This is a genomic window from Priestia sp. FSL H7-0729 (genome assembly GCF_038005685.1).
Classification (GTDB): domain Bacteria; phylum Bacillota; class Bacilli; order Paenibacillales; family Paenibacillaceae; genus Paenibacillus.
The window spans coordinates 39,235-62,344 of the sequence record NZ_JBBOTQ010000006.1; the positions used below are offsets into that span (position 1 = coordinate 39,235).

A 23,110-nucleotide genomic window follows, 5' to 3' on the forward strand; every position below is an offset into this window, starting at 1 on the left:
GACGTGGGACTTAAAAAGTTAACCCGGGACGTTTTAGGGCCACGAAAGAGAGCTTGGAACGAGAACTTGCGGGAGTGGAAAGCATGCGAACGATTTTAGAAGTACAAAAGCAGCTTCTGCCTGATCTCATGGATGTCTTGAAAAAGAGGTATACGATTCTGCAACAGATCATGTTATCGGATGTGATCGGACGGAGAACGTTAGCTAATTCCATGCAGATGACCGAGCGGGTTCTGAGGGCTGAGACCGATCTGTTAAAGGCTCAGGGACTTATTGAAATTGACAGTGCAGGAATGAAGATCAGCGAGGCAGGGTATGATTTGCTGCAGCAGTTAGAGCCCGTAGCCAAAGAGTTGTTCGGATTATCCGAGCTGGAAGAGCGCATCAAGCAAGCCTACGGTCTGCAAAAGGTAGTTGTGGTTCCTGGTGATTCGGATGTTTCTCCATTTGCCAAAAGGGAACTGGGCAGAGCCGGAGCGAAGGCTCTTGGCAATATCATGAGTGACAACGACGTTGTGGCCGTTACTGGCGGATCAACAACGGCTGAAGTCGCAGAGCAACTGACTCCGCCAACATCGCTCAAAGGTGTCTGGTTCGTACCGGCACGCGGTGGACTTGGAGAAAGCCTTGAAATTCAGGCGAATACGATTGCATCTACAATGGCAAAACGGGTAGGAGCGCAATACAAACTCCTGCATGTACCGGATTTGCTAAGTGATCATGCCTATGAATCATTAATCCAGGACCCCAGTGTTCAGGAGATTCTGCAGCTGATTCGGCAATCGCGCATTGTTATTCATGGCATTGGTGATGCCGTGGAGATGGCGACAAGACGTAAACTTGCGACGGAGATCATAGATGAACTTCAGGAGCAAGGAGCCGTATCTGAATCTTTCGGTTATTACTTTAACGATCAGGGTAAGGTGGTACATACCATGCTTACACTGGGAATGCGACTTCAGGATATTGAACGAACTGATGTCGTGATTGGAATTGCAGGTGGCAAAAGCAAAGCTGCTGCTATACATTCCGTGTTACGATTTGGTCAGGAAGATATTCTGATTATTGATGAGGCTGCTGCCGAAGTCATCGTTGCTGAAATGGAATAGGGTTTATTGTGCAGTACAACTATTGTTGTCTTGACGGACTTTACCGTCTGTCTTGAATATATAAGTTTCATAAAAAAATTAATCAAAACTTGGGAGGAACTTACTCATGATTAAAGTAGGTATTAACGGTTTTGGACGTATTGGACGCTTGGCATTCCGCCGTATTCAAAATGTAGAGGGCATTGAAGTAGTAGCAATCAACGACTTGACTGACGCTAAAATGCTGGCTCATTTGCTCAAATATGATACAACTCAAGGTCGCTTCGATGGCGATGTTGAAGTACACGATGGCTTCTTCAAAGTGAACGGCAAAGAAGTTAAAGTATTGGCTAACCGTAACCCGGAAGAACTTCCTTGGGGCGACCTGGGCGTAGATATCGTTCTGGAATGTACTGGTTTCTTCACAACGAAAGAAGCAGCTGAGAAACACTTGAAAGGTGGAGCTAAGAAAGTTGTTATCTCCGCACCAGCTACTGGCGACATGAAAACCATCGTTTACAACGTAAACCATGAAATCCTCGACGGTACTGAAACTGTAATCTCCGGCGCATCTTGCACAACAAACTGCCTGGCACCTATGGCAAAAACGCTGCAAGACAAATTCGGAATCGTTCAAGGTTTGATGACTACAATTCACGCTTACACTGGCGACCAAAACACTTTGGATGCTCCACACCCTAAAGGTGACTTCCGTCGTGCTCGCGCAGCAGCTGAAAACATCATCCCTAACACAACTGGTGCTGCTAAAGCAATCGGTCTGGTAATTCCAGAACTGCAAGGAAAATTGGATGGTGCAGCTCAACGTGTACCAGTAGCTACTGGTTCCCTGACTGAGCTCGTAACTGTTCTGGGTAAAAAAGTTACTGCTGAAGAAGTTAACGCAGTAATGAAAGAAGCTTCCGACCCACAAACTTTCGGATACACTGAAGACGAGATCGTATCTTCCGACATCCAAGGTATCACTTTCGGTTCCCTGTTTGATGCAACTCAAACTAAAGTTCTGACTGTTGGCGACCAACAATTGGTTAAAACTGTAGCTTGGTATGACAATGAAATGTCCTACACTGCACAATTGGTTCGCACTTTGGAGCACTTTGCAAAAATGATTAAGTAATATCTGCAATAACATAGAGCGGAAACAGATGCTATATTGTTTCCGCTCTTTATATATCAATATTTTGCAAATTTCTCAAAAACACCAGGATTGACAAGGGATTTCAGCCCTTGATGGGTCCACCAAATACATGGGTGCGGAGGAAATACAGATGAACAAAAAAAGTGTACGCGATATCGAATTGACAGGAAAACGGGCTTTTGTCCGTGTAGATTTCAATGTGCCGCTCGAAGATGGTAAAATTACAGATGACAAACGTATTCGTGCAACGCTTCCTACAATCAACTTCTTGATTGAAAAAGGCGCTAAAGTCATTTTGGCAAGCCACATGGGTCGTCCTAACGGCGAAGTGGTTGAATCCTTGCGTTTGACTCCGGCAGCTGAGCGTTTGTCTGAATTGTTGGGTAAAACAGTCGTTAAAGCTGACGATTCTGTTGGTGACGCTGTTAAAGCTCAAATCGCTGAACTGAACAACGGCGACGTATTGTTGCTTGAAAACGTTCGTTTCCACGCAGGCGAAGAGAAAAACGATCCGGAACTGGCAAAACAATTTGCTGAACTGGCTGACGTTTTCGTTAATGATGCGTTTGGCGCGGCTCACAGAGCACACGCTTCGACTGAAGGAATCGCTCACTTGCTTCCAGCAGTGTCCGGTTTGTTGATGGAGAAAGAACTTGAAGTGTTGGGTAAAGCAATCTCCAACCCAGAGCGTCCTTTCACAGCGATCATTGGTGGATCCAAAGTTAAGGACAAAATCGATGTAATCGACAACCTGCTGAACATTGCAGACAACGTGATCATCGGTGGCGGTCTGACTTACACGTTCTTCAAAGCACAAGGACATGAAATTGGACAATCCTTGCTGGATGAATCCAAACTTGATGTTGCTCTTGGTTTCATAGAAAAAGCGAAAAAACTGGGTAAAAACTTCTACCTGCCGGTAGATATCGTAGTGTCTGACGATTTCAGTGCGAAAGCCAACACACAAATCGTTGACATCGACGGCATTCCAGCAGACTGGGAAGGCATCGACATCGGTCCTAAAACACGTGAGATCTATGCTGACGTAATCAAAAACTCCAAATTGGTTGTATGGAACGGACCAATGGGCGTATTTGAAATCGAGCCATTCTCCCACGGTACTCGTGCAGTAGCAGAAGCTTGCGCTGAGACAGAAGCTTACACTGTAATTGGTGGCGGTGACTCCGCAGCAGCAGCTGAGAAGTTCAAATTGGCTGACAAGATGAACCACATCTCTACAGGTGGCGGTGCATCGCTCGAGTTCATGGAAGGTAAAGTACTTCCAGGCGTAGTGGCATTGAACGACAAGTAAGTTTTAGTAGTCTATAGCATGAAGGAGTTGAAACCCATGAGAACACCGATTATCGCAGGTAACTGGAAAATGTTCAAAACGGTTTCCGAATCCAATGACTTCATTCAGGAAGTTAAAGGAAAAGCGGAAGTTGAAGGCGTGGAGACTGTAATCTGCGCACCGTTTACAAATCTGCCATCTCTGGTAGAAGCCGTTAAAGGCACAAACATCAAAATTGGTGCACAAAATCTTCATTTTGAAGACAACGGTGCATTCACAGGTGAAATCAGCGGTGTAATGCTGAAAGATCTGGGTGTGGATTATGTCATTATTGGTCACTCGGAGCGCCGTCAATATTTTGCGGAAACCGATGAGACTGTCAATAAAAAATTGCATGCAGCATTCCGTCACGGATTGACTCCAATCTTCTGCCTTGGTGAGACGCTTGAAGAGCGTGAAGCTAATCAAACAAAAGACGTGTGCAAAGTGCAAACAGTAGCTGCTTTTGAAGGTCTGTCCGCAGAGCAAGCAGCACAAGTCGTTATCGCTTATGAGCCAATCTGGGCGATTGGTACAGGTAAATCCTCCACTTCCCAAGATGCGAATGAAGTTATTGCTTACATCCGTACACTGGTGAAGGATCTGTACAACGAGACGGTTTCGAATGCAGTTCGTATTCAATACGGCGGCAGTGTTAAACCGGAGAACGTAACAGAATACCTCGGACAAAGCGACATCGACGGCGCGCTTGTTGGCGGTGCCAGCTTGCAGCCGGCTTCGTTCATCGCGCTTGTTGAGGGGGCGAAGTAAGATGACAGCTCCAAAACCTGTAGCATTGATCATCATGGATGGCTTTGGTCTGCGTAACACGGTGGAAGGCAACGCGGTAGCGCAAGCCAAGAAACCGAACTACGACCGTTTCATGAGCCAATTCCCACATACAACGCTGACTGCTTGCGGTGAAGCTGTAGGTTTGCCAGAAGGGCAAATGGGAAATTCCGAGGTAGGTCACCTGAACATTGGTGCCGGCCGGATCGTATACCAGGATTTGACCCGTATCTCCAAATCCATTCGTGACGGCGAGTTCTATGACAATGAAACACTTGTCAAAGCGGTTCGCGAAGCGAAACAAAGCGGTAAAAAGCTTCATCTCTACGGTTTGTTGTCCGATGGCGGCGTACATAGTCACATCGACCACCTGTTTGCTATGCTGGATCTGGCCAAAAAAGAAGAAATGAACGATGTATATATTCATGCCTTCATGGATGGCCGCGATGTTATGCCAGACAGTGGTAAAGACTTCATGCAGAAGCTGATCGCCAAGATTGAAGAAGTTGGTGTGGGACAAATCGCAACGGTTCAAGGTCGCTATTACGCGATGGACCGTGACAAGCGTTGGGAACGGGTTGAGAAATCATACCGCGCCATCGTTTATGGAGATGGACCGAAATACACTGACCCACTCAAAGCGGTTGAAGAATCGTATGAGAAATCCGTATTTGATGAATTCGTTGAACCAACGGTTATCGTCAAAGCGGATGGTGAGCCGGTAGGTTTGGTAGAGAGCGGCGATTCCGTTATCTTCCTCAACTTCCGTCCTGACCGTGCGATCCAGTTGTCGCAAGTATTCACGAACCAGGATTTCCGCGGCTTTGATCGTGGTCCGAAGTTCCCTGTGGGCTTGCACTTTGTATGCTTGACTTTGTTCAGTGAGACGGTTGAAGGTTATGTGGCTTATTCGCCGAAGAACCTCGACAACACCCTGGGTGAAGTTCTGGTACAGAACAATAAAAAACAACTGCGTATTGCAGAAACCGAGAAATACCCGCACGTTACCTTCTTCTTCAGCGGCGGTCGTGATGTGGAGCTTCCGGGCGAAACTCGTGTACTGATCAACTCACCAAAAGTTGCAACATATGATCTGCAACCAGAGATGAGCGCGTATGAAGTGGCTGACGCATGTGTTCGCGAGATCGAAGCAGACAAACATGACGCCATCATTCTGAACTTTGCTAACCCTGACATGGTTGGTCACTCCGGTATGCTGGAGCCTACCATCAAAGCGGTTGAAGTAACAGATGAGTGCATGGGCCGTGTTGTGGATGCAGTACTTGCCAAAGGCGGCGTTGTACTGATCACTGCGGATCATGGTAACGCGGATATGGTGTTCGATGAGAAAGGACGTCCGTTCACAGCTCATACAACGAACCCGGTTCCATTCATCGTTACAGATGCTAACGTTACCTTGCGTGAAGGCGGAATCCTGGCGGATATCGCGCCAACGATCCTTGACCTGATGCAATTGCCTAAACCGGAAGAAATGACAGGTACATCTGTTATTGCTACTCGTAAATAATTCGTTTTAATAGGTTGTCGAATAAGACAGAGTGGAACCTGGAACGAAGCGGGCAGAACCAATCTGAAGAAGCGTTAGCGTTCGCCTTTATCACATGATTCCAACCTATAAAAATAAGTTCAAAGGAATCAGGGGATAACAGCGATCGGAAGATGGTACTGCGTGCGGAGTGGCCTGGTGAAACTGAACTATTCTGAACGTATTAAAAATAAATTCAAATTTAAAGGAGATTATCACAAATGACTATTATTTCTGACGTGTACGCTCGCGAAGTCCTCGACTCCCGCGGTAACCCTACAGTAGAAGTTGAAGTATACCTGGAGTCCGGCGCAATCGGACGCGCAATCGTTCCATCCGGTGCATCCACTGGTGCCCACGAAGCAGTTGAGCTTCGCGATGGAGACAAATCCCGTTACCTCGGTAAAGGCGTTCTGCAAGCTGTTAAAAACGTAAACGAAACAATCGCTCCAGAAGTTATCGGTATGGATGCATTGGATCAACTGGGTATCGACAAATTGATGATCACTTTGGATGGTACGCCAAACAAAGGTAAACTGGGTGCTAACGCAATCCTGGCTGTATCCATGGCAGTAGCTCGCGCAGCTGCTGACGCTCTGGACCTGCCATTGTACGTTTACCTGGGCGGATTCAACGCTAAAGCATTGCCAGTACCAATGATGAACATCATCAACGGTGGTGAGCATGCGGACAACAACATCGACGTTCAAGAGTTCATGGTTCTTCCAGTTGGAGCACCAAGCTTCAAAGAAGCTCTTCGCGTAGGTGCGGAAATCTTCCACAACCTGAAATCCGTATTGAGCTCCAAAGGCTTGAACACAGCTGTAGGTGACGAAGGTGGTTTCGCACCGAACCTTGGTTCGAACGAAGAAGCAATCACTACAATCATCGAAGCGATTGAAAAAGCGGGTTACAAACCAGGTGTTGACGTATTCCTGGGTATGGACGTAGCTTCCACTGAGTTCTACAAAGATGGTAAATACACTCTTGCTGGCGAAGGTAAATCTTACACTTCCGCTGAGTATGTTGACCTCTTGGCTTCATGGGTTGAGAAATACCCAATCATCACAATCGAAGACGGTATGTCCGAAGATGACTGGGATGGTTGGAAATTGCTCACTGAGAAATTGGGAGACAAAGTACAACTCGTTGGTGATGACCTGTTCGTAACAAACACTGAGCGTCTGGGCAGAGGTATCAACGAAGGTATCGGTAACTCCATCCTGATCAAAGTTAACCAAATCGGTACATTGACTGAAACATTTGATGCAATCGAAATGGCTAAACGTGCAGGATACACAGCTGTAATCTCTCACCGTTCCGGTGAGTCCGAAGACAGCACAATCGCTGACATTGCTGTTGCAACAAACGCTGGTCAAATCAAAACGGGTGCTCCTTCCCGTACAGACCGTATCGCGAAGTACAACCAATTGCTCCGCATTGAGGATCAACTGGGTGAACTGGCTCAATACAATGGTCTTAAAGGATTCTACAACCTTAAAAAATAAGCTGGATATCCAGCTTTTACGGGCAAGCCGGGTAACCGGCTTGTCTTTTTTATTGAAACGGAGTCATGGTATGAAACACGGATCATGTAGATGGTGAATTTTGGGGCATTGTATGAGCTGTACTACTTGTAGTACAACCATAGCTATGTTACAATTAAAGTAACTGTTTTTATGGTGAGATGTATGCCCACATGGGTAGGAGGTGGAAAGAATGGATATTGCTTTGAAATTGCTGCTCGTTGTTTTCTCGATCGGTCTAATCACTGTAGTATTGCTGCAGCACGGGAAAAGCGCTGGTTTGGCGGGTGCCATCTCCGGTGGTGCGGAACATCTTTTCGGTAAAACGAAAGCGCGCGGATTGGATCTCTTCCTGCAACGTGCAACGGTGGTACTGGGTGCAGGATTTATGATTTTGTCTATTATTGTTACGGTGGTTTCCAAGTAAGATTGGAACTGCTTTACAATGAATAGCTTAAGCTAACGGCTTAATTGATGAACCTTCGTTTCGTGGAGAAACGGGGGTTTTTTAATAAATTCTTACGTGTCCAAACTTTTCCAACAATAATCTAATCTATCTATAGACTCCATGATTTCGGTCTTCTTCTCACTTCTGTTCGGTTTTCCTTCCTTAACATGCAAGACAACCCCTATCATGTATGGATATGTCCCTCGCTTAGTCGTTACGCGCGAACGCACTCCCTATAATGAATGTCATGTGTACAGAAAATTTTCGGATGTAGTCCTTTGGCAGATGCGTACAGCATGTGTATCGCATAAAATGTCTGTAGAGATACGTGAAAGCGTGATTTTAGAGGAGCGCCCGGCAACTGTGGTTTTTTTGATAGGTACGGATGGGCTGGATTGAATTCGTGTATACTAGGGTATGAGATAGTATGGTTGCACGACTACACTCATCACGAAAGTGATGTTGTATTGCATGAAAATGGCAAGAATTCCGATACATAAACAGATGAGACCTGATTACACTTTTATGTTTCCCGAGGTGAATATATTAATGATAACAGAACAACAATTGCTCGACTTCATGCGGGAAACCGCTTATAAACCGATGACTTATCAGGAGTTGGAACAGCACTTCGCTATTGAAGATGCAGCTGATTTCAAAGCCTTTTTGATTATGCTTAATACGCTGGAGGAATCCGGTAAAGTTTTGCTGACCCGCAACAATCGCTATGGCATGCCAGAGCGCATGGATCTGGTACGTGGACGTTTACAGGCTCATGCCAAAGGTTTCGCTTTCCTTATCCCAGAGGATCGTGAGCACCCGGATGTGTACATTCACGCCAATGATATGAAAAGTGCGATGAATGGTGACACGGTATTGGTTAAAGTCACGTCCCAAGGCCCTTCTGGCGGTCGCCTGGAAGGTGAGATCGTCCGTATTGTTACTCGTGCGGTGACACAAGTTGTCGGTGTGTTCCAAAGCCATGAGGTGTACGGCTTCGTTATTCCGGATGATAAACGGATTAATCGCGATATTTTCATCCCACGTACCAACTTTGCAGGGGCGGTTGATGGACAGAAGGTCGTTGCCAAAATCGTCAGCTATCCGGAGGGCCGTGCGGCAGCCGAAGGTGAAGTGATTGAGATTCTCGGTCATAAAGATGAGCCGGGCATTGATATTTTGTCCGTCATTCGCAAGCATCAGCTGCCAGAAGCTTTCCCGGATGAAGTTGTAGAAGAGGCGGAGAAAGCACCCGACTCCATCACGGATGAAGAGATTGTACAACAAGGTCGCCGTGACCTGCGTGGACTAAACATTGTCACGATTGATGGCGAAGATGCCAAGGATCTCGATGATGCTGTTAACGTAGAGAAGCTGCCTAATGGTAATTACCGTCTGGGCGTTCATATTGCGGACGTTGGCTATTATGTGCAGGAGAATTCCAAGCTCGATCAGGAAGCTTACAACCGCGGATGCAGTGTGTATCTGGTAGACCGGGTTATTCCTATGCTGCCACAACGTCTGTCCAACGGAATCTGTAGTTTGAACCCGCAGGTAGATCGCTTGACTCTGTCTTGTGAGATGGAGTTTAACGACCAGATGAAGGTTGTCAAACATGACATTTTCACGAGTGTAATCAAAACCAAAGAGCGGATGACGTATTCCAACGTTCGCAAAATCCTTGAAGGTGAAGAGCCGGAATTGCTTGAGCGTTATAAGGATCTGGTAGATGATTTTCATCTGATGAAAGAAATTGCCTTGAAGCTGCGAGCGATGCGTATGCGTCGTGGAGCGGTTGACTTTGATTTTGAAGAATCCAAAATCATTGTGGATGCAGAGTGCAAACCGATCGATATCGTGAAACGAGAACGTTCGATTGCGGAGCAAATCATCGAAGAATTCATGTTGGCAGCCAATGAGACGGTAGCAGAGCACTTCCACTGGTTGAAGGTTCCGTTCATTTATCGTGTACACGAAGATCCGGATCAGGAAAAACTGCAAAATTTCCTCGCCTTTGCGGCGAATTTTGGACACCAGGTCAAAGGACGTGGCAATGCGATTCATCCACGGGCGCTTCAATCGTTGCTTGAGGATATCAAAGAAACGAAAGAACAAACCGTGATTAGTACGATGATGCTCCGTTCCATGAAACAGGCGAAGTATGATTCTGAAATGTCGGGTCACTTTGGCCTAGCAGCAGAGTTTTATAGTCACTTTACGTCTCCAATTCGTCGTTATCCCGACCTCGTCATTCACCGGGTGATTCGCGAAGTCATTGAAAATAATGGTGCTTTGCCGGAGAACCGTCAGGAATATCTGGCAGCACGCATGGCCGATATTGCCCAGCAGTCTTCGGAACGTGAACGTGTGGCGGTAGAAGCTGAGCGGGATACGGAGAAAATGAAGAAAGCCGAGTACATGCTCGATAAAGTAGGCGAAGAGTTCGAAGGTATGATCAGCAGTGTGACCAGCTTCGGTATGTTCATTGAACTGGAGAACACGGTTGAAGGTCTGATTCGTCTGAGCGCGCTCACGGACGACTATTACCATTTTGATGATCAGCATATGGCTCTGATTGGTGAACGTACCTCAAAAGTCTTCCGCATCGGGGATGAAGTGAAGATTCGTGTGGCACGTGTAAGCATGGAAGAGTATACGATTGATTTTGAAATGGTGGATATGAAACCTCGCGCTGAACGTCCTGGCGGCTTCGGTGGTGGACGTGGCGGTAAAGGTGGACGTCCTAATAGTAGCGGCGGCGGACGCGGCAGTGCCAAGGGTGGACCAGGTGGATTCAGCGGATCGCGTGGCGGCAAAGGCAGCTCAGCCAGTGCTGGAGGCAACCGTGGTGGCCGATCAACGGAAGAGAGCGGCAAAGGTGGACGTGGCGGTCGCAGCGGAGCAGCGAGTGCAGGTACGGGCGCAGGCTCATCCGGTGGATACGGAGGTAAAGGCGGCGGCAAACCGAAAGGTGAGCGTCGTGCTGGTGATGCTGGCGGATCGACTGGTCGGGGTAAAGGCGCGGTGAGCTTTGGTTTTGGCTCAGGTAAAGGCGGTTATAGCTCTACATCGGGTGGATCGGATAGTAGTTCAACCGGTGGACAAGGAAGTGGCCAAAGCAGCGGCAGCGGTCGCGGTGAAGGAAGCTTTAAGTCCGGCAAGGGCGGCGGTAAAGGTGGCAAAGGCGGAAGTGGACGTAAAAACACTTCGCCGAGCGGCGTATTTATTGGCGAGAATGCAACTCCTGGTGGCGCTCAGGAAGGCGGAGCACCACGACGTAAGCGGAAGAAGAGCAAAGGTGCAGCTGGTAACGGCACGGCAGCTTTTGTGCGGAAAAAGAAAAAATAATAACGCTTCAGTCACTTGGAAAACTGGATTGCAATTCGTTCCTCCAAGTTAAGCGTTGGTGAGATAGTCACTTCAGTTGTGTTTTGTTTCGCACAGTCTGAAAGTGGTGTAATGAGGAGGGGCGGCTGAGGTCGCCTCTTTCTTGATTTTAACAGCCGTACTTGCTACAATTAAGGTCTGGCACGTGGTACCTTGGTGCAACAATGGGTGCGCTGCTACAGAGCATGGTACCGGCTTATTTTACGGAGAAGGAGTGAGGACATGGGCAAGAATGATGGACAGAGTAAAGTGCTCGCACAGAATAAAAAGGCTTCCCATGACTACTTCATTGAAGATACGTATGAAGCGGGCATGGTGCTTACCGGAACGGAGATCAAATCTCTTCGTAACGGCCGTGCAAATATTGGTGATGCATTTGCCACGATTCGTAACGGTGAGATTCATATTCACAATATGCATATTAGTCCTTTTGAACAAGGGAACCGAAATAATCCGCTCGATCCGACACGTACGCGCAAGTTGTTGATGCACAAAGTGCAGATTCACAAGCTGCTAGGGTTGTCGAAACAGGATGGATACAGCATTGTGCCACTGAAAATCTATATCCGGAACGGTTACGCTAAGCTGTTGCTTGGACTGGGTAAAGGTAAGAAACAGTTTGATAAGCGTGAGACTGCAGCCAAGCGGGATGCACAACGTGATATTCAACGCGCAATGCGCGAGAAGCAGAAGGTTGCACGTTAAGTGGAGCAGTGAGTGTGAGAGTTTTACTTTAGGTGCATAAGTTAGTTTCTCGTGATGGAGTTAGGAAAGTTGATGTACGAGTTAAGGGAGTCTCAGTGTTTGCCCGGTAATGGGCAAGATTGGGGCTTTTTTATTTTTAGTGGAAAGGGGATATGGTGTGAGTTGCTGAGGTGAGCAGTGAGCTGATTTTTGTTGATGTGTGACTAAGAAAACACCTAGGAGCCTGGTTCTAAGTGAAGTGGTGAATCTAAATTATCAGCTGTTGCGTAAGTTGACTAAATCGTGGGTAAAATACTTAGGTGCCGTTGTTTATGAACCGATCTGGGTAAACTTTACTTCCGATGGGTGACGCGGTATAATATGTAGACGATTGGGCCTGTTGTATTGGATAACTTTGTACACGTGCTCAGCCTGCTGGAATGTCTTCCAGCAATCTGTACTATTTCGGTGATGTGTCCTATGTTATGATTACTCATGTAGCAGACAGGAATGCCGAGTTTGAAAGAAGCATCTTTTTACCTTGGAGGAAAAAGATGTGCAGCACCTTTGCTCCGTATTCACGGATTAATCCTGGAGCCCTTCTTATATGAGGGGGCGTTTATGGATTCGACGGGGATAGTTCGAGCATGGGTAGCGGGTAGTGGGGACGCGTCCGCTTCATCAACGCTAAAGCCTATTAAACGGCAAACAACAAACAAACTACGCTTTCGCAGCCTAAGAAACTGTGTGCGTGCTTCTAACCTGCATCGCCCATGTGACAGGATTAGGGGCTAACAAGTAGTGGGATACGCTGTCACATCTCCGCCTGGGGTGTGCTGAAGAAGACAATCAGGCTGACCCAACGTATAGCCGGTTACGGGGCGATACTCGGGTGACATCAAAACTGTGACTACACCCGTAGAAGCTTATGTGTCGTTATCTTCGGACAGGGGTTCGACTCCCCTCGCCTCCATTAGAGTCAAGAAACCATCAACCAGTAATCTGGTTGGTGGTTTTTTAGTTTATGATATAATATGTATAAATTTAGATTGGGGGACTCAAGATGTTTGAAAATCGAGAACAGCTCCAAGAAATTTTAAAGAAAGCCAATCAACATGCACGGAAACAAGCCAAAGAATCAGGTGCCTCTATCTATTATATAAAGAACAACAAACGCGTTCGTGAGGATGCTGAAGGTAATAAATTCGAAATTATTTTTGATTCTACTGGGAAACGGCAGGAGTTTGAGTATCATGAGTGAAACCAAACCAGTCATGACTGTGTTTGCTGGAACCAATTGAGCAGGGAAAAGTACACTTAGCATGCAAATGAGAGAGTGGCTTGGGTAACTGGTTGATCCAGATCAAATTGCAAGAGAGTTGAAGCCAGAGAATCCGCGCAGTGCTGACCTTTCTGCTGGCAGGGAAGCTATAAAAAGAATCCGATCACTCATTAAAAGTGGTGTAAACTTCGCTATTGAAACGACATTGTCCGGATCATTTGTTTTAAAACATATGGAAATAGCAAAAGAAAACAATTATGAAATTGTCGTTTACTATATCGGTCTTGAGGATGTTCAAATGCATATAGATCGTGTTGCCTCTCGTGTTGAACAAGGTGGACATTGGATTGCAGAAGAAGACATTCGTTATCGATATGGTGAGTCATTGAAGAACCTTAAACCGGCTCTAGCCATAGCAGAGCGGGTTATCATCATTGATAATAGATACAAGCCTTTAATTGTTGCAGAAATCATACAGAATAAATTGATCTATTGTGTTGAGTCTATTCCTACATGGGCTAATCCTGTTCTTGTGGATTATTGACACTCGGATGACATCAGAACTTGACTACACCCGTAGAAGATTATGTGCGTTATCTTCGGACAGGGGTTCGATCCCTCGCTTTTAGAAGTCAAGAGCCATCAACCCGTGAACTGGTTGGTGGTTTTTCTGTATGATATAATCTTTGTAAAATAAGCTGATGCAAGCCCGATATACTCTGTAATCTCCCAAAGGAGGCAAAGAAGCATGAGCCAAACGCAGCAAGAGATCCGCGATTTTGTTGCAGGGATACAAGCATATGTCTCGCCAGTTAATGTGATTAATCCTTGGAGAGATTATGTGACGGGCTATGATATCGGCCCCGAAGCGGTGAAGATTCGGTCGGAACATTTGGTCAGGTATTTGGAACCGCGAATGTGCAAGGCTCGGTACATTTTTATTGCGGAAGCGGTGGGATATCAAGGGGCTAGGTTCTCCGGCGTACCCTTGACGTCCGAGCGAATGGTTACCGGGAATCACCCGCTGGTGAATCAATAGATGGTTTTTTCAGGTGAGCCGGGTGTCCGAACAAGCCTGCCCAATATCGCCAAGCCTAACCAGAGTCAGGCATTGTATGGATTCGCAGAGCCGACAGCATCTATTATATGGGGCGAAGTGTTATCCAGTACAAGGTGGAAACCAATGGACTTTATATTTTGGAACATCTATCCCTTTCACCCCTATCAATCTTCTGAGAACAGGATGACGAATCGAACGCCGACTTTGGCAGAGTTGGAGGATGGTGTGTTATTCGCAAGACAGCTTATGCAACTGAATCCTGATGCTCAGATCGTGGCTATTGGCAGAAAGTCAGCAGACACGTTAAGCTCCCATCTCATTAAACATCACCATGTTCCTCATCCTGCAAATGGAAGGGCAGTACAATTCCAGAAAGCAGTAAGGTCAATGATCTAGCCCATTTTGAACTGAAGGAATGTAAGGCATAACATATGGACCTTATCGTCCAAGTGTCCTACACGTAAGGTAATGACCTATTATATAAAGATTGGTTGGTGAAGCTAAATGAGTGAAAAATACTGGCTTGTGGTGCAATATCCGCTGAAGAGCGCGCAGGGCAGCAAACGGGATCATTGGTTGAAAGAAAAGATAATGGAATATCTGGAAACCGTTCTGACCCAGGCGGAGTTGGGAGAGGTGGATGGATGTGATCTGGGTAGCCGTGTGGCTGATCCGAAGGCATATGTAATGAACATTTTCTGTGTGGTAACGGACGAGGATCGGAGCATAGCGCTAATTAAAAAAGTGCTGAGAGAGAGTCGGCTGGATTACACCCGCATCCAAATCGCTACGATGCCATATGGGACAGAAGGAAGCTACACGCTGAAATATGCCTCCAAAAAAGGCGTTACCGAATTCTCGCTTTGATCACGATTCGCTGTTTCTTACCATAACGAACGGTACTTCTCCTGCCCGAGAGCAGTTTGCCCGGCACTTCCCCCACTTAGATCTATCATACAAGAAACGATGATTGAATTTCCCAACCTTAACCATTCGATCAACACACGGCCCATAATAAGATTTGTGTATGCTCGTACATATAGTAATTCTGCTCAAAAGTAGCGCATATCAAGGTAGATGTTTATATGCGTCTTTTGTGTATTAAGATCCTCCGCGTCCCCTGCATCACTCTCCATCCGGCACAAACCACAACCTTTATCTGTACCTCAAACATTATATAAAGCAGTGCTCCTTGTGGTTCCAATTCAGGGGGCCTCTACCCGTTGCATTCACAACAATCTGCTCCCCAAATCCTCATTCTACTTTACTCAGTCAAGTCATCCCCAAGCGATAAAAAGAATTGAGCCTCCTCCATACACCGTCCTATAATATACAATTGTATACAATCCAAGAGAGTGGTGGATAACACAACCGGTCATCCGATCCAAACCGTTAAACCCATCACACTTCGGAACCAAAGGAGGGTCAGAGTGAAAAACAGAGCAAAGGATGCAACAACAGATGCAGGAGCAACAACAGAAGGTGATGCAACAATTGAAGCGAAAGTAACAGCAACAGCATCAGATTTCGAGACCAATGCAGAAGCAAACAAAAATATGAAAGCAACCACAAAAGCAAACACAAGAGCAAACCCCAGTGCAATGAAGAAGAAGTGGGCTCCCCGTTTCAAAGAGTTCATTCAACGCAAGCCCAGGACGCTGGCTTTTAAAATCCCGTTTGCCTACTTTGTCATTATTCTGCTAACTGTGGCGTTCAGTGCGTTGGTGTTGAATCGAATCTCGGAAAATGACGCGCAGCGAAAGATTAATGAAGCATCACTGCAGACAATCACATCCATTGAGACCAATGTTAATCTAATGATCGGGAACGTGAACAATTATTCGAAGATGATTTTCTCCGATCCCAACTTGCAGAACCTGCTGCGTCAGGGCAATGTGTACTCCAATTTACAGACACAGTCCAAGGTCAGCGCGTATTTGACCAATCTTATGCAAGCGGTTCCAATTATTGATTCAGTCTATATTTATGATAATTCGGGGCACCGATTCTCGGTCGGTACACAGGAGTGGCCCACGTTTATGGAAGCGAATGTGGAGGAAGCGCCGTGGTACGAACAGGCTTTGAAGCACAACGGACGATATCTGCTCAGGCTGAATGGTGGCAACAACGATAGCGGATTCTCGGCCATGGGGGAAAATGATGGGCAAGAGGTGGTCTCATTTATTCGCCTCATTCGGGATTTGGATGATACGTCTCCGCTTGGATTTCTGGTCATGAACATCAAGGGGGCGTCCATCGCGCAAGCCTACGCCAACCTGTCTGCACCGGATTCATTTCAGGTGGCCATTCTGGATGAGCATCAGCGGGTGATCGCAACCAACGCAACCGATGGAAAGAAGGGCGTGCCTACGGTATCCGACGCATCCATGTCTGCGGCTTCTGGACAGGAAGGCATGCACGAGATGTTAGAGGCCAATCAGGCCAAGTTAAAACAAGCATTTCAAGAGCAGCCCTCCGGCTTCATCACCTTGCAATCGGGTGGTCAGGAGTATGCGGTAACCTATCGTTCGGCTGGTGATGATCAGTGGAAATTCATCAGCATGAGTCCATACCGGGCTACTGATACCCGTAATAAATCCATGGTGCTGCTCGCGTTGATCCTGCTGGCGGTGAACGGAACTGTCTTTTTTGTAAGTTCATTCATCATCTCGCGCAGTGTCATCAAGCCGATTCATAAGCTTCTTCGTGCCATGCAGAAAGCGCCAAGTGGCAACTTCCGCAAAGTGATGGTTGAGCTGAACAGCTACGAGTTCGCTCAGTTATATGGAGGATACAATCAGATGATTGAACAGATTGACCAGATGCTGAAACGCATCATTAAGGAGCAGCAGACGATCCGCCGTGCAGAGCTGAATACACTTCAGGCGCAGATCAAGCCGCATTTTTTATACAACACACTGGATTCCATCACCTCCCTGGCCATGTCGGGCATGAACGATAAGGTATGTGAGTTGTTAGAAGCGCTCGGAAGTTACTATCGACTGAGTGTCAGCAAAGGCCGTGAACTGATTACACTGCACGAGGAGGTTGAGATTGTACGCAATTATCTGACGATCCAACAGGTGCGCTACCCCGGTGTGTTTGAGGTGCAGTACGATATCGATTCAGACTGTGAGCGGGTGATGATTCCCAAGCTCGTGCTCCAGCCGCTGGTGGAAAATTCACTGTATCATGGCATTCGTCCCAAAGGCAGCCCAGGCAAGATACGCATTCAAGCACGTCGATTCAAGGAAGGGGTACTTCTAACGATTACTGACGACGGAGTTGGCATGTCTGAGGAAGAGATACAGCAGGTTCAACGCAAAGAAATAAACCGTTCTAAACGTTTTGACTCAACTAAATCATTTAACTCTTCTAATTCAACTAATCTTTCCAATCCTTCCGATCTTTCTAATCTTTCTAATCTTTCTAAGATTAACTATAACTCTAAACAAAATCCAAGCTTTGGCTTATGGGGCACGATGGAGCGACTTCGTATTTTCTACGACAGAGAGGATGGACTCAAGCTTGAGAGCGAGGTTGGAAAAGGAACAACCATTTTGATAACGATCCCGAAGGGAGCCGATGAATCATGGAATTAACTGTGGAACCGTTAAAGGTATTGATTGTGGATGACGAGTACCTAATCCGAAATCTGCTGCGTATGCGTATCGATTGGGAACAGCAAGGCATGGTCATCGTTGGCGAGGCCTCTGATGCACAAGAGGCTTTGGATCAGGTGGAGCTGTTGCGTCCAGACATCGTATTCACGGACATATACATGCCAAAGATGGACGGTATTGAACTGAGCGGCATTCTCATGGAGCGTTACCCGAGCCTGAAAATCGTGGTTGTGACGGGACATGATGAATTTGAGTATGCTCGTCAGAGTGTGAAGCTGGGCATATCCGATTTTATTTTGAAACCCATTCGTGCTTCTGAGTTATTACAGGTTACGGCGAAGCTGCGATTGGCGATCGAGCAGGAGGTCGGACGTGAGTACGAGCTGATGAAGCTGCGAGAGGAGATGGAGCAGAGCTTGCCTTATCTCAGGGAGAGGTTTGTGAATCAATGGTTAAGTCATGTGGTGCCTGAGGATGAACTAAAGGAGAAGGCGCGATTCTTCGGCATTCCTATCTCGTCTGGCGAACCGGGATTACGCATCGCAGTAATAGAGGTGGAGGTTGCTGTACCGCAAGCGAAGATAGCTGCACCAGAGGTATATCCACATCTGTCCGAGACATCTCATCAAGTTCATGAAGCTCATCAAGCCCGTCAACCGCACCAACTCAGCCAAGTTCAAGGAGAGCCTCAACATGATCAAACCCATATAAGCCGGCATCAGACAGAAGCCCATCCACAACCCGCTGAGGAAATACATATTCTGCTGCGAATGGTAGGCATGAAGCAGGTACAGGCTTTTTATCCGCAGGATTCGCACACCCTTACCTTTATGGACCCGCATAACCAGATCGTTGTGCTCTCGCTTGGTGCGGATACGGAATTTGCCAATCAGGTACAGCAGCTTCACGAAGAACTTCAACAGACGCTTAAGCTCGAAGGGTGCGAAGTGGATGTGACTGTAGGGATTGGGCAATGGCAATCAAGATGGGGAAAGGCTTGTGTGGGATACTGGGAAGCTTGTCGTGCACTCGATTATCAGGCGTTTGTGGGAAAAAATCAGGTCATTTGCTTCGAAGATCTGGTCATCGAGGGCGGGAAGAAGCCCTACCACTCGGATGCTCAGTTGCTCCAACAACTGCAATTTTACGTCAGTGTTGGTGCGCGGGAAGAAGCGGTATTATTGCTGGAGCGTGTGCTGTCTGTGCCATTCTCGGACGTTTCGCAGTTTCGGATGGCAGCCTTGGATGTGGTTACGGAGTGCCAACGTGCTGTTATAGAGCAGCAGCTTGAGGGAGAGCACGCATTGAACAAGGAGGCCGTTGCGGCCATTTTTACAGCAAATCATCTGTCCGAACTAAAAAGTAGGCTAGAGCAGCATGTCCGCACCGTATCGGATGTCATACAAGCCAAGCGACAGGCCAATGAAGGCAATCTGATCGACCGGGTGAAGGCTTATCTTGAAGAGAATATGGGCAATGCGGAAGTGGGGCTTTCCAGCACGGCGGCTGCTTTTTACGTAAGCTCGGGCCATCTGGGGCGGCTGATGAAAAAAGAAACCGGGCAGACATTTGTGGAGTATCTCACCCAACTCCGCATGAAGAAGGCTGAACTGCTACTGAAACAGACGGATCTGAAAGGTTATGAGATTGGGGAGCAGGTAGGCATCCCGGACCCACACTATTTCAGCGTCTTGTTCAAAAAACATATCGGTCGATCCATGAATGAATATCGAAATGTAAAAACCTGAAAAACGAGAATGTAGTCGGGCGTGTTGGGGAGTGTGGGGAGTGCGGCGAAGGTCTGAGTGTAAAGCCGCTTCGGTTCCAATTCCACATATGTTCGAAAATTACAAATCGATGCCTGTTTTCTAAATGGAGAACAAAGCACAGTTCACCTAAAATATGGGCTAGAACCAACGAAAACACATAGGGAGGTCCGTAGATATGAAAGCGCTATTAAAAAAATCAGCAAGTCTAATTCTGACTCTTGGCATTGTAAGTAGTCTGGTGGCATGTTCATCCGATTCGTCCGGCGGTGCACAGGGGGAAAGTAATGGCAAGATCAAGCTAACGCTGTGGGATCAATCAGTCGGCAATACCGATCCTTCGGCCAAGCTTCTGCCCGAGATTGTGGAGAAATGGAACAGCGAGCATCCAGACATTCAGGTTGAACGTACGGGCACAACAGGAGAACAGTACAAAACCAAAGTCAAAACATCGATTGCAGCTGGTGAAGCGCCGGACCTGTTCTATGGCATGGGGGGCGGCAGCTTCATGCAGCCGTACATCAAATCCGGTAATGTGCTGGAAATCTCAGGTTACCTGACGGACGATATTAAAGAACGGATGGGCCCGGGTATGGCTGAGGCAATCAATATGGACGGCAAAATCTACACATTGCCCGTGTACACCCATATCGCCAACCTTTACGTGAACACGGAATTGTTCGAGCAGGCGGGTGCCAAGATTCCCACCACCTATAACGAACTGCTGGATGCAATCGAGAAGCTGAAGGCGGCAGGAATTACTCCGGCTGTGATTGGGGAAAAAGACCGCTGGCCGGGCATGTACTGGTACGACATTATTGCGATGCGCCAGGCAGGCAATGCTGCGGTGATGGAAGCTTTTAAAGATCCGTCAAAGTGGGATTCGCCGGACTTTGTGGCCGCCGCGACCAAAATGCAGCAGCTTGCGCAAGCAGGAGCTTTCAACAGCAGCATGTTCAGCATGAGCTATGACGAGATGCTTGGGGCATTCAATGCAGGCAACGGGGCGATGATGTTCCAGGCCAACTGGGTGAATGCAGGAATTGAGGATCCGTCCTCTGCAGTCAAAGGCAAAGTGAAAGTGATTCCGTTCCCGGTGTTTGAGGATGGAAAAGGCACAAATACCGAAATCTTCGGCGGAGCTGTCGATGGTTTCTACATCAACCAGAATACCAAACATCCGAAGGAAGCCGTGGAATTCCTGATGTATCTGAGCGAGCAGCTGGGTACGCAAGGTTTCCTGGCCGGAGCCGGTCTGCCAAGCTGGAAAACCGATGCACTCGACACGTCCAGCCTGTCCTCCCTTGATCTGTCTGCGGCAGACATTATGAAAACGGCGACCTCATTCATCGCGTGGTGGGATAACATTCTGCCAGCGGAGTCTGCCGAAGCGCACAAAAACCTGATTGCCCAGCTGCTTGCCGGCGATATAACACCTGAGGAGTTCTGCAAACAGATGGCACAGCTCAAACCAACGGAGCTAAGCCTGTAATTCGCGCATGCGCGCAATCCTTACACGTGTAAGCTCGTGAGCTTGCACGGCTACCGCTTCTAACAATTAAGCTAAAGCCCAAACAAGGCGTGGTCCGGCATATCCCGGTCACGCCTTTGAGAGGAGAACAACAATGAACTCTGTATTTTCCAATAAAGGCACCATAGCTGTCTTCGTACTGCCCACACTGATTCTGTTCTGCGGCATTGTGCTTATTCCGATCGTTGTCTCCAGTTATTACAGTCTGCTGGACTGGAACGGCGTAGGCAGGGGTACATTTATCGGTCTGAACAACTATGTGGAGATGTTTAAGGATACGCGTGTACTGAATTCGATCAAAAACTCCCTGTTATTCGCGGGAGCTTCGGTGTTCATTCAACTGCCGATCTCGCTGGTGCTCGCACTGATTCTGGCGTCCAACGTCAAGGGGGAAGGGTTCTACCGGACCGTGTATTTCATCCCGGTATTGATCTCAACGGTGGTTATTGCCCAGTTGTGGTCAAAAATCTACAATGCCGATTATGGTCTGCTGAACGTGCTGCTGCAAAATATCGGCTTATCCCATTGGGCGCAAGATTGGCTGGGTCAGAAGCATACGGCACTTGCGGCTTCTTTTATCCCAACCCTATGGCAGTACGTGGGGTATCACATGCTGCTGATGTACGCAGGAGCGAAATCCGTGTCTCAGGATGTACTCGAAGCTGCAAGAATGGATGGTGCTTCACGTCTTCGCACGGCGTGGTCCATCATGATCCCTTTAATGAAGCCCATCCTGAAGGTAAGCCTTGTATTTTCGGTTATTGGCGCATTCAAGGTGTTTGACCTGATCTATGTGCTAACCGGCGGCGGGCCGTTCTATACTACTGAAGTGCCGAGCACGCTGATGTACTCCACCATTTTTGATACGTTCCGGTACGGATATGGCAGTGCAATCTCGGTATTTATCATTGTGGAATGTCTGGTATGTACGATCCTCATTAATTCATTGTTCAAAACGGAATAGAAGGAGGCATGAGGCATGAGTACCGTAGAAGTCATGTTGCAAAAAAAGCCCAAGCCAAGGTCCATCTCCGGACCAATCGGGAAAGTGTTCCTGCAAGCGTTTCTGATCCTCGTTGCGATTGTGCAGATCTACCCGCTCATCTGGCTGGCGCTGTTTTCCTTGAAGGATAACAGTGAAATCTTCAGCGGCGATGTTGCCGGATTGCCGAAGGCATTTCTGTGGAGCAACTATACCAAAGCCTTGTCCGATGGCCATGTGCTGAACTATTTTATGAATAGCGTGCTGGTCACAGCTGCCTCCATTGTCTTGGTACTGATCCTGTCTTCGATGACGGGATACGCAATCACAAGAATGAACTGGAAGCTCAGCGGGTTCACGATGACGATTATTTTGCTGGGTATGATGGTGCCGATTCATGCGGCGCTGCTGCCATTGTTTATTATTTTGAAGAATCTGAGCCTGCTCAATAGCTATTGGTCACTGATCATTCCCTACGTGGCGTTTGGCATTCCGATGGCGGTATTCATTCTGGGCAGTTTTTTCAAAGGTATCCCGCGAGAGATGGAGGAGTCGGCGGTGATCGACGGCTGCGGCATCTACCGGACGTTTTTCTCTATTATTCTGCCTCTGGTAACCCCGGCTATATCAACGGTAGCCATTTTCACGTTTTTGTCGTGTTGGAATGAGCTGATGTTTGCGGTCACGTTTATCAATAACACGGCTTACCAGACATTGACGGTGGGCATGATGTCGATGGTGGGAACGTACATTACGCAATGGGGCATCATTGGTGCGGGACTGATGATTACGACGGTACCAACGGTGATCATCTATCTGCTGTTGAATAAACAGGTGCAGAAGAGCATGATCGCAGGTGCGATCAAAGGTTAAATTAGAAGCGTAGGAAAAGGTGTGATCTCTGGACTGGAC

Annotated in this window: 19 protein-coding genes and 1 other RNA gene; all 20 read left to right on the forward strand. The window is 47.4% G+C overall.

What is annotated here, in order from left to right; translation table 11 throughout:
• Positions 1-83: 83 nt before the first annotated feature.
• The 20 genes from MHH93_RS15440 to MHH93_RS15535 all read left to right on the forward strand — a co-directional run bounded on the left by MHH93_RS15440 (position 84) and on the right by MHH93_RS15535 (position 23,071).
• Positions 84-1,109, forward strand: coding sequence for a sugar-binding transcriptional regulator (locus tag MHH93_RS15440; protein ID WP_500054744.1), 1,026 nt, complete (start codon positions 84-86; stop codon positions 1,107-1,109).
• Positions 1,110-1,215: 106 nt separating this feature from the next.
• Positions 1,216-2,223 carry a type I glyceraldehyde-3-phosphate dehydrogenase gene (gene gap / locus MHH93_RS15445; RefSeq protein ID WP_056695277.1) on the forward strand — a complete coding sequence of 336 codons (1,008 nt, stop codon included), beginning with the start codon at positions 1,216-1,218 and terminating at the stop codon, positions 2,221-2,223.
• 151 nt (positions 2,224-2,374) lie between these two features.
• Positions 2,375-3,556, forward strand: a complete 1,182-nt coding sequence (locus MHH93_RS15450) for a phosphoglycerate kinase (RefSeq protein ID WP_310342101.1) — start codon at positions 2,375-2,377, stop codon at positions 3,554-3,556.
• 36 nt (positions 3,557-3,592) lie between these two features.
• Positions 3,593-4,345 (forward strand): triose-phosphate isomerase, encoded by a 753-nt coding sequence (gene tpiA, locus MHH93_RS15455; RefSeq protein WP_500054745.1) that lies wholly within the window; start codon positions 3,593-3,595, stop codon positions 4,343-4,345.
• A 1-nt stretch (position 4,346) separates the two neighbouring features.
• Positions 4,347-5,891, forward strand: a complete 1,545-nt coding sequence (gene gpmI, locus MHH93_RS15460) for a 2,3-bisphosphoglycerate-independent phosphoglycerate mutase (RefSeq protein WP_500054746.1) — start codon at positions 4,347-4,349, stop codon at positions 5,889-5,891.
• A 239-nt stretch (positions 5,892-6,130) separates the two neighbouring features.
• Positions 6,131-7,417: a phosphopyruvate hydratase gene (gene eno / locus MHH93_RS15465; RefSeq protein WP_036616228.1), complete on the forward strand. Its 1,287-nt coding sequence runs from the start codon at positions 6,131-6,133 to the stop codon at positions 7,415-7,417.
• Between the two features lie 211 nt (positions 7,418-7,628).
• Positions 7,629-7,862, forward strand: a complete 234-nt coding sequence (gene secG, locus MHH93_RS15470; RefSeq protein WP_062837740.1) for a preprotein translocase subunit SecG — start codon at positions 7,629-7,631, stop codon at positions 7,860-7,862.
• Positions 7,863-8,432: 570 nt separating this feature from the next.
• On the forward strand, positions 8,433-11,231 hold the full coding sequence (gene rnr, locus MHH93_RS15475) for a ribonuclease R (protein WP_500054747.1): 2,799 nt from the start codon (positions 8,433-8,435) through the stop codon (positions 11,229-11,231).
• Between the two features lie 261 nt (positions 11,232-11,492).
• On the forward strand, positions 11,493-11,975 hold the full coding sequence (gene smpB, locus MHH93_RS15480) for an SsrA-binding protein SmpB (protein WP_062837738.1): 483 nt from the start codon (positions 11,493-11,495) through the stop codon (positions 11,973-11,975).
• Positions 11,976-12,565: 590 nt separating this feature from the next.
• Positions 12,566-12,930: a transfer-messenger RNA gene (gene ssrA, locus MHH93_RS15485) on the forward strand.
• An 87-nt stretch (positions 12,931-13,017) separates the two neighbouring features.
• Positions 13,018-13,215, forward strand: coding sequence for a hypothetical protein (locus tag MHH93_RS15490; RefSeq protein WP_500054748.1), 198 nt, complete (start codon positions 13,018-13,020; stop codon positions 13,213-13,215).
• A 118-nt stretch (positions 13,216-13,333) separates the two neighbouring features.
• Positions 13,334-13,780, forward strand: coding sequence for an ATPase (locus MHH93_RS15495; protein WP_500054749.1), 447 nt, complete (start codon positions 13,334-13,336; stop codon positions 13,778-13,780).
• Between the two features lie 204 nt (positions 13,781-13,984).
• Complete coding sequence (locus MHH93_RS15500) at positions 13,985-14,275, forward strand: hypothetical protein (RefSeq protein WP_500054750.1); 291 nt, start codon at positions 13,985-13,987, stop codon at positions 14,273-14,275.
• Positions 14,276-14,692 carry a uracil-DNA glycosylase gene (locus MHH93_RS15505; protein ID WP_500054751.1) on the forward strand — a complete coding sequence of 139 codons (417 nt, stop codon included), beginning with the start codon at positions 14,276-14,278 and terminating at the stop codon, positions 14,690-14,692.
• Between the two features lie 108 nt (positions 14,693-14,800).
• Positions 14,801-15,163: a hypothetical protein gene (locus MHH93_RS15510; RefSeq protein ID WP_500054752.1), complete on the forward strand. Its 363-nt coding sequence runs from the start codon at positions 14,801-14,803 to the stop codon at positions 15,161-15,163.
• A 563-nt stretch (positions 15,164-15,726) separates the two neighbouring features.
• The gene (locus tag MHH93_RS15515) at positions 15,727-17,898 is read left to right on the forward strand and encodes a cache domain-containing sensor histidine kinase (protein WP_500054753.1); all 2,172 of its coding nucleotides are present in this window, start codon (positions 15,727-15,729) and stop codon (positions 17,896-17,898) included.
• The gene (locus MHH93_RS15520) at positions 17,889-19,667 is read left to right on the forward strand and encodes a response regulator transcription factor (protein WP_500054754.1); all 1,779 of its coding nucleotides are present in this window, start codon (positions 17,889-17,891) and stop codon (positions 19,665-19,667) included. Before MHH93_RS15515 ends, MHH93_RS15520 begins: the two co-directional genes overlap by 10 nt.
• Positions 19,668-19,863: 196 nt before the next feature.
• A complete protein-coding gene (locus MHH93_RS15525; RefSeq protein ID WP_500054755.1) occupies positions 19,864-21,177 on the forward strand; it encodes an extracellular solute-binding protein in 1,314 nt (437 codons plus the stop codon).
• A gap of 133 nt (positions 21,178-21,310) precedes the next feature.
• Positions 21,311-22,180: a carbohydrate ABC transporter permease gene (locus MHH93_RS15530; RefSeq protein WP_500054756.1), complete on the forward strand. Its 870-nt coding sequence runs from the start codon at positions 21,311-21,313 to the stop codon at positions 22,178-22,180.
• A gap of 15 nt (positions 22,181-22,195) precedes the next feature.
• Positions 22,196-23,071: a carbohydrate ABC transporter permease gene (locus tag MHH93_RS15535; RefSeq protein ID WP_500054757.1), complete on the forward strand. Its 876-nt coding sequence runs from the start codon at positions 22,196-22,198 to the stop codon at positions 23,069-23,071.
• The last annotated feature ends 39 nt before the right edge of the window (positions 23,072-23,110 follow it).